Here is a 19,055-nt window from a genome sequence, read left to right as displayed (position 1 = left end):
TGAGGACGGACCGGCGGCAGCGATGAGTTTCGTTCGCGGCAGGCGTCTCTATCGGTGACCAGTGTTCCATCCCTGCCTAGGAGACCAGCGATGACCGACCAGAACCAGCCCAAGCCCGGCGATCCCTGCTGGATCGACCTCTACACCTCCGACATCGACCGCAGCATCGCCTTCTACAGCGAGTTGTTCGGCTGGACCGCCGAGCGCGCCGAGGAGTTCGGCGGCTACGTCACCTTCCGGCAGGACGGTCTCGCGGTCGCGGGAGCCATGGGGCACACCGAAGATGACGCCGAGGCGCCCGAGCAGTGGACCATCTATCTCGCCAGCACCGACATCCAGGCGACCACGGACAAGGCAGTCGCGCAGGGCGGCGGCGTGGTGGTGCCGCCGATGCCGGTCGGCGATCTGGGCAGCATGGCGGTGCTCGGCGACGCGGGCGGGGTGGGCGTCGGTGTCTGGCAGGCGGGCACGTTCCGCGGCATCGAGACGAACGCACTGGTCACCGGCGGGAAATGGGGCGACAACGAGGGCGTTCCGTCGTGGTTCGAGCTGCACGCCCGCGCCTATGACACCGCGCTGAACTTCTATCGCGACGTCTTCGGCTGGCAGGACCCGTTCACCATCTCCGACGCCGACGAGTTCCGCTACACCACAATTCATTCGGACAGCCCGATGCTGGGCGGCGTCATCGATGCGTCGGCGTTCCTGCCCGAGGGGGCGCCGGGCGCCTGGACCGTGTACTTCGGCGCGAACGATGTGGACAAGACGGTCGCCAAGGTCGTCGAGCTGGGCGGTTCGGTCGTCCGACCGGCCGAAAACAGCCAATTCGGCAGGCTGGCGACCGTCACCGATGTCACCGGCGCCGAGTTCCGGATCGGCGGGGACCAGGCCTGATCCCGCGGCCGCCGGAATCGCCGGCCCGGGCACGACGCGGGAAACGGCACGCGGCGGCACTGACCTGTCCCGCTCGGCCGGCACGCACGCATGTACCCTCACCCGCATGCCGCTGAGCGCCTTCGTTCGCACCCGAAACCGCACAGCTTCACCCCGATCCGGCACCGCCCGCGTGGCGCGCCGGACGGTCGCCGTGGCCGCGTTGTGCGCGACCGTCGTCGCGGCGGGCTGCTCCAGCAAGCCCGACGACGCGAGCAGCATCGTGCGCACCACCACGAACATCGCCGGCGCGGGCGTCATCGGGCTCGAGCGCGACACCACCAAGGCCTGCGCCCTGCCGAGCGCGCCCGATCCGGCGAGCGGCAGCACCCGCACGGTCACGCACGCCGCCGGCGTCTCCGAGGTGCCCGCCGATCCGCAGCGCATCGTCGTGCTCACTACCTCCGCGCTGGACGCGGTGTGCGCGGTCGGCCTGTGGGAGCGCGTGGTCGGCGCGGTCACCCTCGACGGACCGGACCTGCAGCCCGCGTACCTCGGCACCGGCGTGCTGAAGATCCCCGGCGTCGGCACCGCCGCCCAGCCGAATCCGTCGCTGATCGCCGACCTGCACCCCGATCTCATCCTCGGCGATATCCCCACCGCCACAACGAGTTACGATGCGCTGCGGGCGATCGCGCCCACCGTGCTGGTCGGCGCGAACAACAGCTGGCAGGCCGAATTCACCGCGCTCGCAACGGGATTGGGCCGCAAGACGGCCGCGGACACCGCGCTGGAGAATTACCGCACCGAGGCGACCGACATCGGCAACGCGATCTCCGCCAATCAGACCCAGGCCTCGCTGCTGCGATTCACCGCCGACGCCAACGAGGTTCAGGGCAACAACAGCTTCGCGGGCCAGGTCGTCGGCGATGTCGGCGTACAGCGGCCGACCGCGCAGCGCGGCCCGTCCTTCGCGGTCGAACCGGACCAGTTCGCCACCAAGGTGGAGGGCGATCTGATCTACGTGATCCTGGCCGGTGCGGCGGGCAAGGAGCACGGCGAGAAGATCATGCGCACCGACGATTTCAAGGATCTCGGCGCCGCGACCGACAAACGCGTCTTCGCCGTCGAGGACACCGTCTGGCACGGCAACGGCCTGGTTGCCGCCCGCGCGCTGCTCACCGATCTGAACGGCACGCTCAACGGATTCGTCACCGACTAGCTCCGCCGTACCCCCTGGGGTGAATTTTCCCCACCCTGGGAGGTACCACCACCAGCGCTTGGGTTGCTGTCGAAGTTTCCCCTCGTAGACGAGATTTAGAGGTACGCAAGAGAACCTCTTCACCGAGACTTCGAGGGATAACCACAATGCACACGCTGACCGATACGCTCGCCGACAACATCCGCCACCTGCCGCTCGCGCGGCCCGTCGCCGAGGTCGATCCGAACGCGGTCGTGGTTTCCACCGCCGACTGCGTCCTCACCTACGCCGAGCTGGATCGCTGGTCGAACCGGCTGGCCCGGCTGCTGCTCGGCCTCGGTGCGAACGCGAGCACCCGGGTCGCGATCGCCATCGACGACGAGATCGAGTCCGTCGTCGCCGAGCGCGCCATCGTCAAGCTCGGCGGCATGCCGGTCCCGGCCGCCGCGGACGGCACGTTCATGCTGGGCACCACGCTCGGCGTGACCACCAAGGCGCAGCGCGGCGCGCTCACCGACGCCATCTCCTGGCTGGTGCTCGACGATCGCTCGACCCTGCAGCGCTACCTCGCCGGCTCCGACGCGCCGCTCACCGAGGCCGACCAGCTGCCCATGTCCGCCTGACCCCCTGGGCGCATCCGACGACGTTCGGGCGCGCCCCAGCGGCATGTTTGCCGCACATGTCGGCAATCGGCATCGGTGCACACGTCATCGGTTCAGAATGAATCCTGTCGCGAGCTGTGCGGCGGGGTACTACCACTACCGCAGTGGCAGGCGGCGGTCACTCCGCGGCAGCTGCGGGCGGTAAGAACGTAGGACTATTCATGCAACAGCCTCTCCCCTCGCCCCTCGAGACCGGCGGAGCTCTGCCCGAAGGCGCCTTCGCGCTGTCGGCGGCGCAACGCGGCATCTGGTTCGCCCAGCACATCGCCGGCGACACCCCGATCTCCATCGCCCAGTACGTCGAGTTGAGCGGTCCGATCGACCTCGACCTGCTCGCCGACGCCGCCCGGCAGGCGGGCCGCGAGTTCGGCACCGGATATCTGCGGCTGCTCGAGGTCGACGGCCAGCCGTATCAGTTCGTCGACACCACCCTCGACGACAGCCTGCTCACCCTGGATCTGCGCGGCGAACGCGATCCGGAGGCCGCCGCGCGCGCGTGGATGCGCGCGGAATACGACGCGCCGCTGGAACTGACCAGAGACCGGCTGGTGCGCGTCGCGATGCTGCGACTCGCCGACGACCGCTGGTACTGGTACTCGCGGATCCACCACATCGTGCTGGACGGCATGGGCGCGCTGACCGTGGTGCAGCGCACCGGTGAGCTGTACAACGCGGCGGCCGAGGGCAAGGAGCCGCCCGCCGCGAAGGCCGAGGATCTGCGCAAGATCGTCGAGGCGGATCTGGCGTATCGCAATTCGGATCGCTTCGGGGCCGATCGCGAGCACTGGTTGGAGCATCTCGACGGGATGGCGGATCCGGTGAGCCTGGCCGGTCGCACGGCCGAGGTCGACGCGCATCCGAGCCGGGTCGCGGGTGCGTTGCCGCAGGAGACCACGGAGTTGCTCGATTGGGTCGCGAAGGCGGCGTCCTCGGGCGTCGCACCGACGGTGGTCGCGGCGTTCGGGGCGTATCTCGCCGCAATGACGGGTGCGCCGGAAGTTGTTCTGAGCCTGCCTGTTTCGGCGCGCACCACGGCGATCCTGCGTCGGTCCGGTGGGATGATCGCCAATGTCGTGCCGCTGCGGCTGCGATTGACGCCGAGCACGACGGTCGGCGATGTGATCCGGGCGGCGCAGGGCGAGCTGACCGGGGCGTTGCGGCGGCAGCGGTATCGCCAGGAGGACATCTTCCGCGATCTCGGCTGGCCGATGGACGAGGCGGCGTCGTTCGGCCCGTCGGTGAATCTGATGATGGTGGACACCAGGATTCAGCTCGGTGCGGTGACCGGGCGCCTGCATGTGCTCACCTCCGGGTTGATCGATGACCTGTTCGTCAATGTGTATCCCGGGGTCGGCGGCGAGAGCACCCACATCGACTTCCAGGGCAACGGAAACCTGTACAGCGACGCCGAATTGGCGGCGCAGCACCGCCGGTTCCTGGCGTTCCTGCATGCGTTCCTCGCGGCGGGGACGGAGGCGGCGCTGTCGACGGTGCCGGTGGTGTCCGATGCCGAGCAGGCCGAGTTGGTGCCGGCCCGTGGGCCTGCGGGTGTCCCGCCGCGCACCTTGCCCGAAATCCTCTCGGCCGGTGCGGCGCTCGATCCGGATGCGGTGGCGATCCGGGCCGGGGCGAGCTCGTTCACCTATCGGCAGGTCGACGAGCACACGAATCGTCTGGCCAGGGTCCTGATCGCGGCCGGTGCCGGACCTGAACGCACCGTGGCCATTTCGATTCCGCGCTCGGCCGAGTCGGTGCTCGCGATGATCGCGGTGGCCAAGACCGGGGCGGCGTTCGTGCCGATCGATCCGACCTATCCCGCCGATCGGATCGAGCACATGGTCGGCGACAGCGGCGTGGTCGCGGGAGTGACCGTCGCCGCGGCGCGGAAGTCGTTGCCGGATCGGGTGAACTGGCTGATCCTCGACGACGAGTCGACCGCGCGCAGGGTGAGCGAGCAGGACGCGGCGGCGGTCACCGTCGCTTCGATGCACCTCGATCAGGTCGCGTACATCATCTATACGTCGGGATCGACCGGATTGCCGAAGGGCGTGCTCGTTTCGCATCGCGGACTGGCGAACCTGGCGACCGGCTCTGCCGCGGGGTTCGGTGTGACGGCCGATTCTGTTGTGGCGCATGCGGTATCGCCGAGCTTCGACATCTCCGTCGAGGAGATCCTGGTGACCCTGGCGAGCGGTGCCACGCTCGCCGTCGTGCCGCCCGCGGCGTACGCGGGCGAGGAGATGGCGGAGGTGCTGCGCACCCATCGCGTCACCCACCTCAATGTCACGCCGACGGTGGTGAGTTCGCTGGATCCGGCGACGCTGCCGGACTTGCGCACCGTGATCGTCGGTGGCGACGCGTGCCCGCCCGAGCTGGTGGCCAAGTGGTCCGGCCGCACGCTGTTGAACGGCTACGGGCCCACCGAAACCACGGTGACCGTGACATTGAGTCAGGCGCTCGTGCCTGCCGCTCCGGTGACCATCGGCGGACTTGTCCGCGGCGTCTCCGCGGTAGTGCTCGACCCGTGGTTGCGACCGGTGCCGCCCGGCACGATCGGTGAGCTGTATCTCGCGGGCGCCGGGCTCGCGCGGGGCTATCACCGGCGCAACGGGCTGACCGCGGGGCGTTTCGTCGCCAACCCGTACGAGGCCGGTGCGCGGATGTACCGCACCGGCGACCTCGTGCGCTGGAGCACTCGCGGTGGCCGACTGGAGCTGGAGTACCAGGGGCGCAGCGACTTCCAGGTGAAGGTGCGCGGGTTCCGGATCGAGCTGGGCGAGATCGATGCCGCGCTGCAACGGCAGCCGGATGTCGACTTCGCGATCACCCTGGGTGCCGAGACCGCCGCTGGTGCCACCGCTTTGGTGTCGTATGTACTGCCGAAGCCCGGTGCCGAAGTGCACCCCGAGGCATTGAAAGCCGCTGCTGGAGAGACGCTTCCGGCCTACATGGTGCCGTCGGTCGTGATGGTGCTGGACCACGTTCCGCTCACCCCGCTCGGCAAAGTCGACCGTAAGGCGTTGCCCGCCCCGGATTTCGGCGCCCGGACGATCGTGAGCCGGGCGCCGTCCACCCCGCGCGAGGAGGCCCTCGCGGCGCTGTTCGCCGAGGTGCTCGGGCTGGACACGGTCGGGGTCGACGAGAGCTTCTTCGCGCTCGGCGGGGACAGCATCGTGTCCATTCAGCTGGTCTCGCGGGCGAAGGCCGCTGGCATCGGGCTCAGCGCGCGAGATGTGTTCGAGCGCAAGACCGTTGCCGCGCTGGCCGCCGTCGCCACCGAGGTGCGTGCACAGGTGGTGCACGAACTGCCCGGCGGCGGGGTCGGCGCGGTCGAGCTGACGCCGATCGTGCACGCCATGCTCGATCAGGGTGACAGCTGGCCGCGGTTCAGCCAGGCGGTGCTCGTCGGCCTGCCCATCGGCTTCGAGCGGGGGCAGCTCGTCGCGGCGGTGCAGGCGTTGCTCGACCATCATGATCTGCTGCGGTCGGCGCTGCGGCGCGGTGCCGACGGCTGGGAATGGACGGTGGCCCAGCGCGGTGCCATCGACGCCGAATCGCTGGTGGAGGCCGTCGCGGCGGGTGCGGACCGCGAGCAGACGCGGGAGCGCGCATTGCAGCGTGCCGCAGACCTGCTCGACCCGGCGGCCGGGGTGGTCGCGCGGTTCGTGCTCATCGAGGAGGCCGAGCCCGTCCTGTGGCTGGTGCTGCATCACCTGGTGACCGACGGCGTCTCCTGGCGCATCCTGCTGCCGGATCTGGCCACCGCCGCCATGGGTGGCGCGCTCGCTCCGGTCGGGACTTCGTTCCGGCGTTGGGCGCACGGACAGGCCGAGCAAGCGAGCCTTCGGGCCGCCGAACTTCCGCTCTGGCAACAGATCCTGGCGACGCCCGATCCGGCGCTCGGCACCGAGCTCCCCGATCCGGCCGTCGATGTCGTCGCGACCATGGCCCACCATCAAACCGTCATCGATCCGGCGATCGCGCAGACCGTGCTCAGTACCGCGCCCGATCGATTCCATTGCGGCGCAGACGATGTGCTGCTCGCGGCGCTCGCGATGGCGGTCGGTCGGTGGCGCGGACGGACCGCGACACTGTTCACCCTCGAGGGGCACGGACGCGCGGAGGAGATCCTGCCCGGCGCCGATGTCGCGCGCACGGTGGGCTGGTTCACGAGCGTGTATCCGGTGGCAGTGGATCTGGCCGGGATCGATCTCACCGACGCGTTCGCCGGTGGGGCCGCCGCGGGTACCGCCATCAAGACCACGAAGGAACAGCTGCGGACGGTGCCGGACAAGGGCATCGGCTTCGGCATGCTGCGCTATCTCGACGCCGAATCCGCTGCGGCACTGGCCGACAGCCCGACCCCCCAGATCAGCTTCAACTACCTCGGTCGCGCGAACACCGGCGCGGAGACGGGACCCTGGCTGCCGCAACGTTTTGCGGCGACGCAGAACGATCATGCACCGCTCGCGGCGGTCGTCGACATCAACGCCGTGCTCACCGACGCGGGCCTCGAAGTCACCTGGGCCTACGCGGGACGGCTGCTCGACGCGGACGACGTCGCTCAGCTCGCCGAACTCTGGACCGAGGCGCTGCGGGCGCTCGCCGGCCACGCGGAGTCCGCAGGCTCCGGCGGCCGCACACCCTCGGACTTCGATCTGGTCCCCGTGACTCAGCAGCAGATCGACACCTGGGAACGCGGCTATCCGAATCTCGCCGACGTCTGGCCACTTTCGCCGCTGCAATACGGGCTGCTCTTCCACGCGCTGTACGACTCCGACACGGCCGACGGCTACACCGTGCAGTCGCTGCTCACCCTGGCGGGCACCGTCGACGCGGACCGGTTGCGCACCGCCGCACAGGCCTTGGTGGCTCGGCACGAGAACCTGCGGGTCGCCTTCGTCGAGACCGACGACGGCCCGCGCCAGCTGGTGCTCGCGGATGCCGACATCCACTGGCAGGACGTGGATCTGACCAGCCTCGCCGATCCCGAAGCGCGGCAACGGGAACTGGACCGGGTGATCGCGCTGGACGCCCGCACCCGCTTCGAACTCACCCGGCCGCCGCTGGTGCGCTTCACCCTGATCCGCACCGCCGCCGACGCGTACCGGTTCGTCCTCACCAATCACCATCTGGTGCTGGACGGTTGGTCGACGCCGCTGCTGGTGCGCGAGCTGCTCGCGCTCTACGTCACCTCGGGGGACGCGTCCGCGCTGCCGCCCGCGCACTCCTATCGCGAATTCCTGTCCTGGCTGGACGACCGGGACGACGCCGAATCCATTGCCGCCTGGGCACAATCGCTGGCCGGGATCGATACGCCGACCCGCGCCGTGCCCACCCTGGCGGGCATCGAGTCGACCGAGACCGGGATGCTGTCCATCGATCTGTCCGCCGACACCGTCGGCCGGTTGGAATCGACGGCTCGCGAATCCGGCGCCACGGTCAACACGCTCGTGCAGGCGAGCTGGGCGATGCTGCTCGCCATGCTCACCGGGCGCACCGATGTGGTGTTCGGCGGCACCGTCTCCGGCCGGCCGCCGGAGCTGGCCGGGGTCGAGGAGATGGTCGGGCTCTTCATCAACACCCTGCCGGTGCGGGTGCGGCTCGACCCGGCGGAGAAGGTGGTCGACCTGCTCGCCCGCGTGCAGGCCGAACAGGCGCGGCTGATGGACCACCAGCACGTCGGGCTGGCCGCGATCCACCAGGCGGTCGGGCTCGCCGAATTATTCGACACCCTCACCGTTTTCGAGTCCTATCCGATCGATCGCGAGGCCCTCTCGCAGGCCCTGGACATCGCCGGTATGCGGGTGCTCGACGTCGAAGGCACCGACGCGACGCCATATCCGTTGAACCTCATGGTCATTCCGCTGCGCGGCGACGACGGGCACGACACCCTGCGGGTCAGCTTGAAATTCATGGCCGATCAGCTCGATCCCGCGGCGGCGCAACCGTTGCTGGATCGTTTCGTGCGGCTGCTCACCCAGCTCGCGGACAATCCGCGGGCCCTCGTATCGCAGTTGCAGTACTGCGACGACGCGGAACGTGCGGCGCTGCTTCCGGTTCGGGGCCCGGAGTCGTTGCCGGTGCGGACCCTGCCGGAGATCCTGGCCGCCGGTGCGGCGATCGACGGCGACGCCATCGCGGTCAGCGCCGGTGAGCTCACCATGTCCTACGGCGAACTCGACGCCTGGTCGAATCGCTTTGCCCGGCTGCTGTTGAGCCGCGGTGTCGGGCGCGAGGTGTTCGTCGTGCTCGCGCTGACCCGGTCGCTGGAATCGGTGGTCGCGGTGTGGGCGCTGGCCAAGTCCGGCGCAGCCTTCGCGCCACTGGACCCCAACTATCCGGTCGAGCGGATCGAGCACATGCTCACCGACTCGAAGGCGCCCATCGGGGTGACGGTCACCGCGACCGGCGAGACCCTGCCCGGCAGCATCGACTGGCTGCTGCTCGACGACCTCAACACCATCCGCCGGGTCATGACGGTCTCCGCCGACCCGATCACCGACGAGGAACGCGGCGGCCCGATCGATATCGACCAGACGGCGTACCTGATCTACACCTCCGGCTCGACCGGCAAGCCGAAGGCCGTGCTGCTCAGTCATCGCGGCATCGCGAATCTGGTTTCCACCCAGCGTGATTCGCTCAACCTGGACCCGACGGCCAGCGCGCTGCAGGTGGCGTCGCCGAGCTTCGACGCCTCGGTGTTCGAGTTGCTGACCGCGCACGGGTCCGGCGGGCGGCTGGTGGTCTCGCCGCCGGATGTCTACGGCGGCACCGAATTGGAACGGCTGCTGCGCGCCGAACGGGTGACCCACGCGGTGATCACGCCGTCCGCGCTGGCCACCATGGAGCCGAACGATCTCGATCACCTGCGGGTGCTCTCGGTCGCCGGCGAGGCGGCGACGCCGGAGCTGATCGAACGCTGGTCGGCCGGCCGGCGGATGGTGAATCTGTACGGGCCCACCGAGTTCAGCATCTGGGCCACCGGGCCGGCGGAACTCGTTGCGGGCGAACCGATCACCATCGGCGGGCCGATTCGCGGCGCGGCGAACATGGTGCTCGACACCTGGTTGCGTCCGGTGCCGGTCGGCGTCGCCGGTGAGCTGTATCTGGCCGGACCCGCGCTCGCTCGCGGCTACTTCAACCGGTTCGAGATGACGGCGAGCCGATTCGTCGCCGACCCGTTCGGCGCGCCCGGCGAACGGATGTACCGGACCGGCGACATGGTGCGCTGGGTGGTCGGCAGCGACGGCTACGAGCTGGAGTACCTGGGCCGCAGCGACTTCCAGGTGAAGATTCGCGGGCTGCGCATCGAGCTCGGCGAGATCGATGCGGTGCTCTCGCGGGACGAGCAGGTCGAGTACGCGGTGACGATCGGCCGGGCCGGGCCTGCGGGGGCGACCGTGCTGGTGTCCTATGTGCTGCCGGTCGAAGGCGTCGAGCTGGATACCGAGCGGTTGCGCGTGCAGATCGCGGGCGAGCTGCCCGGGTACATGGTGCCGGGTTATCTCGTCGTGCTGGACTCGATTCCGCTGACGCCGGTCGGCAAGCTGGATCGCAAAGCCCTTCCGGTGCCGGACTTCTCGGACACCAACCGGCCTTATCTCGCGCCCCGCACCTCGGTGGAGCGGGCGGTCGCCGCGGTGTTCGGTGAGGTGCTCGGCAGCGAGCGGGTCAGCGTCGATCAGTCGTTCTTCGAGCTCGGCGGCAATTCGCTCAGCGCGACCAAGGTTGTCGCCCGGGTCAATTCGGCCCTCGGCTCGACGATCGCGCTGCGGGATCTGTTCGATGCGCCCACCGTCGCGCAGTTGTCCACGCGGGTGGTTCCGGCGAGTAGCGGTCGGCCTGGACGCTTCGCGCTCGCACCGCGGATCCGGCCGGATCGCGTGCCGTTGTCGCCCGCGCAGCAGCGCATGTGGGTGATGAACCGGCTCGACCCGGCCTCGCCCGCGTACAACATCGCGGTCGCGCTGCGGTTGACCGGTGAACTCGACGTCGAGGCGATGCGGCTGGCGTTGGCCGATGTGGTCGAGCGGCACGAAAGCCTGCGCACCATTTACCCGGCCGACGCGGAGGGACCGCGGCAGGTGATCATGGGCACCGAATCGGCCGCACCCGCAATGCCTGTGATCGACACCGAGGACGGTGCGGCCCTGCGTGATCGGATCAGCGCCTTGGCGGGCACCGGATTCGACATCGCCAAAGAGCCGCCGCTGCGGGTGGGATTGTTCCGGATCGCCACTAGTCCCGATTCCACGGACGCCAACGGGGCGGCAGGCCGAGATGTGCCGGTACCGTCCGCGCGCACGGTAGGTTCCGGACCGGTGTCGTCCGGGCCGTTCGGCGGCGGTCCGGCGGTCTCCTCGAGCCCATCGGCCGGCATGGCCGCCGTCTCGTCCGGACACTCCGTGAATTCGAACCTCTCGGGCGGCCCTCAGGCGGCCACCGAGGCTGGTTCGGTGCACGTTGTCGTGTTGGTGGTGCATCACATCAGCGCGGACGGCGCGTCGATGGCGCCGCTGGCCGCCGATCTGGTCGCCGCCTACTCTGAGCGGTCGTCCGGTGCGGAGACGACCAGGGTTCCGCTGGCCGTGCAGTACGCCGATTTCGCGCTGTGGCATCGCGAGGTGCTCGGCAGCGAGGACGATCCGGAATCGCTGGCGGCACAGCAGGTTCGATTCTGGACCGATACGCTCGCCGACGCGCCGGATGTGCTGGAATTGCCCGCCGACCGGCCGCGGCCCGCGGTGCAGTCGATGCGCAGCGACGATGTCGAGTTCGCCGTCGACGCCGAATTGCACAGCGGCCTGGTGGCATTCGCCGCGGCGCACAACGTCAGCGTGTTCATGGTCGTGCACGCGGCGCTCGCGGTGCTGCTGGCCCGGCTCGGCGGCACCGACGATGTGGTCATCGGCACCCCGGTGGCCGGCCGCGGCGAGCAGGTGCTCGACGAGCTGGTCGGCATGTTCGTCAACACCCTCGCCCTGCGCACGCGGGTCGATCCGGACGCCGGCTTCCTCGACTTCCTCACCGGGGTCCGTTCGGCGGATCTCGACGCGTTCGCCAACACCGACGTGGCCTTCGAACGCCTGGTGCAGGCGTTGAATCCGACCCGGTCGACGGCGCACCATCCGCTGTTCCAGGTGTCGCTGTCGCTGCAGAACTTCCTCGAGCCGGTGCTGGAGCTGCCCGGACTACGGTTCGAGGTGGAGGACTTCGACCGGCGCGCTTCGCAATTCGATCTGACGCTGGACCTGCGGGAACGGTTCGACGAGTCGGGCCCGGCCGGGCTGGCCGGCGTGCTGACCTATGCCACGGACCTGTTCGACGCGGCCACGGTCGCCTCGTTCGCCACTCGCTGGCGGCGGGTGCTCGCGAGCGTGCTGGCCGAGCCCGGCGTGCGTCTCGCCGACATCGACATCCTCGATGATCGTGAGCGTGCGACGCTGGTCCCGGTGCGTGGATTCGAAAGCGTCGGCACGACAACGCTTCCCGATCTGCTCGCGGCGACGGTGGCCCGGTATCCGAATCATCCGGCCGTGGTGGCCAACGGCGATACGACGACCTATCGCGAGCTCGACGCGTACGCCAACCGGCTCGCCCGGCTCCTGCTCGCCGCGGGGGCCGGTCCGGAAACGGTAGTGGCCCTGGGTCTTCCGCGCTCGTCCGATCTGCTCACCGCCATCTGGGCGGTGGCGAAGATCGGCGCGGCGTTCCTGCCGGTCGATCCGAAGCATCCGATCGAGCGGATCGACCACATGCTCACCGATTCGGGTGCGCGGGTCGGCCTCACGACGGTCGCCTACCGGCCGTCGCTGCCGGACAGCACGCAGTGGCTCGTGCTCGACGACCTGCGGTTCGTCGAACGCTGGTCGGCCGCGAGCCCACGCCCGCTGCGGGACAAGGAGTTGCCGCGACCGGTCCGGTTGGACAACCCGGCCTGGCTGATCTACACCTCCGGGTCGACCGGCACGCCCAAGGGTGTCTCCGTGTCGCATCGTGGCATCGCCGACTTCGTTGCCGCGCAAGGTGATCTGCTCGAACTCGACGAGTTCTCCCGGGTGTTGCATGTTGCCTCACCGAGTTTCGACGCGTCGATCCTGGAGGCATTGATGGCGTTCGGGTGGGGCGGTGCTTCGGTCGTCGCGCCGGCCGAGGTGTTCGGCGGTAGCGCGCTCGCCGAGTTGATCGACGCGGAGCGGGTCACGCACGTGATGATCACGCCGTCCGCGCTGGCCACCATCGATCCCGCGGAGGTCTCGGGGGTGCAGGTGCTGGCCGTGGGTGGTGAGGCGGTGGGTGCCGAGCTGATCGAGCGCTGGTGTGGCACCGGTGCCACTGACCAGCAAGGCAACGTCGTGCGCCGGCGCGGTGCACGACGCCGTCGGATGGTCAACCTGTACGGGCCGACTGAGTTCACGGTTGTGGCAACAGGTTCGGCACTGAGCCCAGGCGCGCCGGTTACGCTCGGCCCGCCGATTCGCGGCGCGGCGGCCATGGTGCTCGACGGCCGGTTGCAGCCGGTTCCGGTCGGTGTCGCCGGTGAGCTGTATCTCGCGGGGCATGCGCTGGCCCGTGGATATCACGCCAGGCCGGGGCTGACCGCGGGTCGCTTCATTACGAATCCCTATGGTGCGCCCGGCGAACGCATGTACCGCACGGGTGACCTCGTGCGGTGGGTGCAAGCCCCGGCCGGCGCGTTGACGCTGGAATACCTGGGCCGCACCGACTTCCAGGTCAAGGTGCGCGGTCAGCGGATCGAGCTCGGTGAGATCGACGCGGTGCTCGGCCGGGTGGATGGTGTCGATTTCGCGCTCACCCTCGGTGTCACCGGTCCGTCCGGATCGACCGCGTTGGCGGCCTATCTGGTGCGGAAACCGAACGTGGAGCTCGATATCGCGCGGGTGCGCGCCATCGCCGCGGACAGCCTGCCCGGCTATATGGTCCCATCCGCCTTTGTCGTCCTCGACGAGATCCCGCTCACCGCGGTCGGAAAGCTCGACCGGAAAGCGTTGCCGGCGCCGCAGTTCAGCGCCGAAGAGACCGAGTACCGGGCGCCTCGGACGGCGACGGAGGAAGCGCTGGCGCAGATCGTCGCCGAGTTGCTCGGCCGCGACAAGGTGGGCGTCGACGATTCCTTCTTCGAGCTCGGCGGCGACAGCATTCTCGCCATCCAGCTGGTGACCCGGGCCAAGCAGCGGGGCATCGGCTGCACGCCGCTACAGGTCTTCGAGCATCGCACCGTGGCCGCGCTGGCCGCCGCGGTGGACGCCGACGGTGCGGTGACCGCACTGCCCGAGCTGCCCGGCGGTGGCGTCGGCGAAGTGCCGCTCACGCCGCGGATGCGGTACCTGCTCGAGCGCGGCGGACGGCTGCGTTCGGCTCGCACGGCGGTGCTCGAGCTTCCGGTCGGCATCGAACGGGCGCAGCTGGTGGCCACGCTCGCGGCCGCCGTCGACCGGCACGACATGCTGCGCGCGCAGCTGACCGACGACGGGCGACTGGTGGTGCGGGAGCCGGGGTCGGTCGATGTCGACGCCCTGGTGCATCGCATCGAGTTCGACGCCGCCGCCGATCCGGTCGATCTGCGCGAATACCTGGTCGCGGAACTGAATTCCGAGTCGAACCGGCTGGATCCGGCGAACGGTGTTGTGCTGCGGTTCATCTGGCTGGATCCGATGGGTGATGCCGGCACCCGCAACAAGGCGGGGCGGATCGTCGTGTTGCTGCATCGCCTGCTGATCGATGACGCTTCCTGGGGCATCCTCTTGCCGGACCTGGTGGCTGCCTGGGCGCAAGTTTCGGTCGGTAACGCCCCGGTGCTCGCCGAGACCGGTACTTCGATGCGTCGCTGGGCGCACGCGCTGGTCGACGAATCGCGCACGGCCGAGCGGGTTTTCGAACTCGGACACTGGCAGGGTGTGCTCGCCGGTGCGGATCCGCTCATCGGTGCACGGGCACTCGACCCGGCTGTCGATCAGGCACGCGCGTTGCGCATCGTGCGGTGCGAGGTGTCGAAGGAGGTAACCGCTGCGGTGGTGACCACCCTGCCCGCCAAGTTCGCGGGCAAGGCCGACGACATCCTGCTCGCTGCCCTCACCTTGGCGCTGTTGCGCTGGCGTGCACGCCGATCCGGCGATAGTGGCACCGACGTCGTGGTCCGGCTCGAAAGTGACGGCAGGCAGGCGATTCCCGGCACTGCACTGGACCGCACGATCGGCGCGTTCGGCGCTGTCTATCCGATGCGACTCGAACTGGGAGTCGACCTCGATGAGGCATTCGCGGGCGGTCCGGCGATGGGCGCGGCGATCCGCGCGGTGAAGCATCAACTGCGGTCGGTGCCGGACAACGGGATCGGGTTCGGGTTGCTGCGCTACCTCAATCCCGATACGGCACCGGAACTGAGCACGGGACTTCCCGGACAGGTCAGCTTCACCTACCGGGCCCGGAACACCGCGGGCGACGTCCCTGCCGGACTCCACGGACTCGGTTGGACACTGACCGACGAGTTCGGCGATCTGTCCGCTGTCGAAGATCCTGAGACTCCGGCGCTTTCGGCCCTCGAGGTGAGCACGGAGGTGGTCGGTGGTCGCTTGCGGGCGGACTTCACCTTCCCGAAGACCCTGCTCGACCGCGGCGACATCGCCGAGCTGGCCGGTCTCTGGGTCGATGTGCTTCGCGCGGCAGCGGATTTCGCGGACACTCCGGCCGCGGCAGCAGCTGCCGCCGAGGAAGTCGCGGCGGTCGCGGCCGGCCAACCACCGTTGGCGGCCACCCTCGGACTGGATGTGGTGTTGCCCATCCGATCCGACGGCACCGAACCCGCGCTGTTCTGCATCCACCCGTCCTCCGGAATCTCTTGGAGCTACTTGGGATTCGCGCAGAAGCTGCGGCCCGGTCGGCCGATCTACGCCTTGCAGGCACCGGACCTCAGCGGCCGTGAACCGTCGTTGAGCTCGATCGAGGAGTTCGCGGATCGGTACGTGCGCGAGATCCGCGTCCTCCAGCCGTCCGGGCCGTACCACCTGCTCGGCTGGTCCTTCGGCGGGCTGATCGCGCACGCGATCGCGGCGAAGCTGCAAGCGTCCGGCGACTCCGTCGGCCTTGTCGCACTGCTGGATTCCGATACCGCCGACGTCGACAGTGCCGAGGTCGAGCAGCTCACGGCGGGCGCGTTCGTGAGCAGTTTCGGCGCGATCTTCGGGATCCACGATGTGCCCGCCGAGGCCACCGCGAGCGAGGCGGCGGAGCTCATCCGCGACCGGCTCGGCGGGCTGACGGTCGTCGACGCGGACATGATCGAGCGCCTGACCGAGTCCTACAACGCCGCCGCGCGGGCCCGAGCGGGTTACCAGCGGCCGGTATTCGACGGTGACCTGCTGTATTTCAGCGCCACCGTGGACAGCTCCGACGTCGTCGGTCCGGACGGCTGGCGGCCGTACGCGACCGGCGCCGTCGTCAACTACGACGTCGAAGTCACGCACAACGAGCTGACCGCACCGCACGTGCTGCCGATCATCGCGCGCGTACTCGATGAACATTTGAAGGGACAGGCATGAATTCCGAACAGGGCGTTGTCGTCGAAGGGGTCGAGAAGTCGTTCGGCGCGGTAAAAGCTTTGCGCGGAGTCGATTTCGTCGCCGCGCCGGGTGAGATCCTCGGCATCCTCGGACCGAACGGCGCGGGCAAGACCACCATGGTGAACGTCTTGTCGACGCTCATCGCGCCGGACCGGGGGCGGGCGCTGGTCGCCGGGCACGACGTCGTCACCGATCCGGCGGCGGTGCGCAAATCCATCATGCTGACCGGGCAGTACGCCGCGCTCGACGACATGCTCAGCGGTTACGAGAATCTCGTGATGTTCGGCCGGTTGATGGGCTTGCGCAAGCGGGCGGCACGGGCTCGGGCGGACGAGTTGATCGCCGAGTTCGATCTCGTCGGCGCGGCAGGACGCCGGGTCGGCACCTACTCGGGTGGTATGCGGCGGCGCATCGACATCGCCTGTGGTCTCGTCGTCCGGCCGGACGTGGTGTTCCTCGACGAGCCGACCACAGGGCTGGATCCGCGCAGTAGGCAAGGTGTCTGGGATCTGGTGCGCAGCTTCAAGAAGGCGGGCATCACCACCCTGCTCACCACGCAGTACCTGGAAGAGGCGGACGCGCTCAGTGATCGGATCATCGTCATCGACCACGGCGTGGTGATCGCGCAGGGCACCGCGGACGAACTCAAGTCGCGAACCGGCGGCAGCTATTGCGAGGTGGTGCCGCTGGATCTGAAGGATCTGGATGTCATCGCCGCCGCGCTCGGATCGCTACTGCCGGAAGACAATCGCGCCGCGTTGACCCCGGACTCCGACCGCATCACCATTCCGGCACCGGACGGGGCGAAGACACTGGCCGAAGCGTTGCGGCGGTTGGACGGGGCGGAGGTGGAGCTGGTCGACATCGCGTTGCGGCGGCCGTCGCTCGACGATGTGTTCCTCCAGCTGACCGGTCATCTCGCGTCCGCCGATGGGGCCGAGGCGAAAGCTGTTGACGTGGAGGTGGTCTCATGACCACCGGCTCCTGGCTGGCCGATGTCCGGGCCACACCGGACCAGGCGCGGCAGTGGTGGGTGCTCACCTCGCGGCTGATCGTTCCGTCGATCAAGACCGGTGAGGTGCTGACCTCGCTGCTGGCGCCGGCGACGTTCACCGCCGGCTTCTACATTCCGCTGAAGACGGTGATGACGTTCGCGGGCACCGGGTTCAGCAGTTACGCGCAGTTCATGATGCCGCTCGTCGTGTTGCAGGCGGCCGCGTTCACCGCCATCTCGGCGGCCTTCCGTGCGGCCACCGACTCGGTGGCCGGGCTCAATCGGCGGTTCGGATCGATGCCGGTCGGGCGGCTCGTGCCCGCGTCGGCGCGCATGTCCGGCAACATCTTCCGGCTGGCGCTGTCGCTGTGTTCGGCCATCGCCTGTGGGTATGTCATCGGGTTCCGGTTCTATCTGGATACCGCGCACACCATCGGGTTCCTGCTGTTGTCGATGTTCATCGGGACCGCGCTGACGCTCGGCGCGGACGTGATCGGCACGGTGTCGCGGAGTCCGGAGGCGGTCACCCAGGCGCTTGTGTTGCCGCCCTTGATCTTCGGCATGCTGTCCGCGGGCCTGGCTCCGGCACATCAGTTTCCGGCGTGGGTGCAGCCGTTCGTGCGCAATCAGCCAGTGTCGCAGTTCGTGCTCGCGTTGCGCGCATTGGCAGGCGACACACTCGGGAACGCGGGGCAGGTGACGTGGTCGCTGATGGGGCCGTCGCTGGCCTGGGCCGTCGCCATTCTCGTCGTGTGTGTGCCGTTGACTATCCGTCTGAGTTCGGGGAGGGCGTAATGGCATTGCTGGCCGATCGCTCCGAAGATGTTCGTTCCGTTTCCGAAGTGTCGTCCGCATCGCTGGTGCGGCACACGCTGATTCAGACCCAACGCCTGTTGCTGCGCTGGGTGCGTAACCCGATCACCCTGCTGGAAGCCCTGATCATCCCGTGCCTGCTGCTGATCATGCTGGAAACCGTTGTCGGCGGGCAGATTCGGAAGTTCACCGGGGAGAGCGCGCTCTACGGTTCCGTACCGATGGTCACCATCACCGGCGCCGTCTCCGGCGCCATCTCCTGCGGGGTCCTGCTCGGCCGCGAACGGGAGGCCGGGCTACTCGCTCGCTTCTGGGTGCTACCGGTGCACCGCGCCTCCGGCCTCGCTTCCCGCATCCTCGCCGAAGGCTGCCGCATCTTCGCCGGCACCCTGGCCATCATCCTGGTCGGCTACCTGCTCGGCTTCCGCTTCCACCAGGGCCTGCCCGCCACCCTCCTATTCCTGTTCATCCCAGTGCTTTTCGGCCTGGCCTTCGCCACCGTCGTCACCTCGGTAGCCGTCTTCACCGCCAAAGCCGCCCTGGTAGAAGGCATCACCATCCTCACCTCCCTGATGATGTTCTTCAGCACCGGCTTCGTCCCCCTGGCCGCCTACCCCCAATGGATCCAGCCCGTAGTCCGCAACCAACCCATGTCGGTAGCCGTAGACGCCATGAAGGCCCTAGCCCTGGAAGGCCCCCTGACCCGCCCCCTGACCCTCACCCTCACCTGGTCCCTAGGCGCCATAGTCCTCTTCGCCATCCCCGCCACCATCGGCTACCGCCGCGCCAGCCGGAGGTAGCGCCGGCCAGATCCACCTACTTACTCGGTCCCTTTGGGATGGCTCAACCCCGCGAGAACCACCCATACGATGCGCGCGTCAGGATCTGGGCAGTACCAGATCCGGCCACCGGCGGTGACCTCGTATTGCCAC

Annotated in this window: 7 protein-coding genes; all 7 read left to right on the top strand. The window is 68.9% G+C overall.

Annotated features, from left to right (window positions below; translation table 11 throughout):
• Positions 1-90 precede the first annotated feature (90 nt).
• The 7 genes from F3087_RS29645 (at position 91) to F3087_RS29615 (ending at position 18,923) form a co-directional block, all read left to right on the top strand.
• Complete coding sequence (locus F3087_RS29645; protein ID WP_150405385.1) at positions 91-894, top strand: VOC family protein; 804 nt, start codon at positions 91-93, stop codon at positions 892-894.
• A gap of 106 nt (positions 895-1,000) precedes the next feature.
• On the top strand, positions 1,001-2,095 hold the full coding sequence (locus F3087_RS29640; protein WP_150405384.1) for an ABC transporter substrate-binding protein: 1,095 nt from the start codon (positions 1,001-1,003) through the stop codon (positions 2,093-2,095).
• Positions 2,096-2,241: 146 nt separating this feature from the next.
• A complete protein-coding gene (locus F3087_RS29635; protein ID WP_150405383.1) occupies positions 2,242-2,697 on the top strand; it encodes an AMP-binding protein in 456 nt (151 codons plus the stop codon).
• A 200-nt stretch (positions 2,698-2,897) separates the two neighbouring features.
• Positions 2,898-16,295: a non-ribosomal peptide synthetase gene (locus F3087_RS29630; protein WP_150405382.1), complete on the top strand. Its 13,398-nt coding sequence runs from the start codon at positions 2,898-2,900 to the stop codon at positions 16,293-16,295.
• On the top strand, positions 16,292-17,290 hold the full coding sequence (locus tag F3087_RS29625; RefSeq protein ID WP_150405381.1) for an ATP-binding cassette domain-containing protein: 999 nt from the start codon (positions 16,292-16,294) through the stop codon (positions 17,288-17,290). Before F3087_RS29630 ends, F3087_RS29625 begins: the two co-directional genes overlap by 4 nt.
• Entirely contained in the window at positions 17,287-18,105 is an 819-nt protein-coding gene (locus tag F3087_RS29620) for an ABC-2 transporter permease (protein WP_150405380.1), read from the top strand. The genes F3087_RS29625 and F3087_RS29620 overlap by 4 nt, the downstream gene beginning before the upstream one ends.
• Positions 18,105-18,923: an ABC transporter permease gene (locus F3087_RS29615; RefSeq protein ID WP_150405379.1), complete on the top strand. Its 819-nt coding sequence runs from the start codon at positions 18,105-18,107 to the stop codon at positions 18,921-18,923. The genes F3087_RS29620 and F3087_RS29615 overlap by 1 nt, the downstream gene beginning before the upstream one ends.
• The last annotated feature ends 132 nt before the right edge of the window (positions 18,924-19,055 follow it).

The sequence above is a fragment of the Nocardia colli genome (assembly GCF_008704205.1).
GTDB lineage: Bacteria > Actinomycetota > Actinomycetes > Mycobacteriales > Mycobacteriaceae > Nocardia > Nocardia colli.
This window is presented reverse-complemented; position numbering and strand designations above follow the sequence as displayed.